Annotated in this window: 1 protein-coding gene; it reads right to left on the minus strand. The window is 68.8% G+C overall.

Annotated features, from left to right (window positions below):
- Positions 1–158, minus strand: a 158-nt coding sequence (locus R0J87_RS21895) for an ATP-binding cassette domain-containing protein (protein ID WP_498888942.1), incomplete at its 3' end; no start/stop codon positions are given.
- Positions 159–260 lie beyond the last annotated feature (102 nt).

The following is a 260-nucleotide window of genomic DNA, read 5'->3' on the forward strand; positions in this document are numbered from 1 at the left end:
CCAAGGATGTTGAGCAGTGTCGACTTGCCACTACCCGATTCGCCCAGGATGGCGATGTAGCTGCCTTGAGGGATCTCCAGGTCGACGCCGTCGAGCGCCTTGGTCTCCAGCGGCGTGCCGGCGCCGAAGGTGACGTGGATGTCCGAGACGCCGATCATTCGGCCGCCTTCCCGGTCGCCTTCCCGGCCGCCTTGTCACCGGCGCCGCCCCTTGCCCGGCCGCGGCCCATCGCCTTCAGCGGATTGCGCGCGTTGGGCAGG

Origin of the sequence: Halomonas sp. SIMBA_159 (assembly GCF_046536035.1) — a bacterium.
Lineage (GTDB): Bacteria > Pseudomonadota > Gammaproteobacteria > Pseudomonadales > Halomonadaceae > Vreelandella > Vreelandella venusta_A.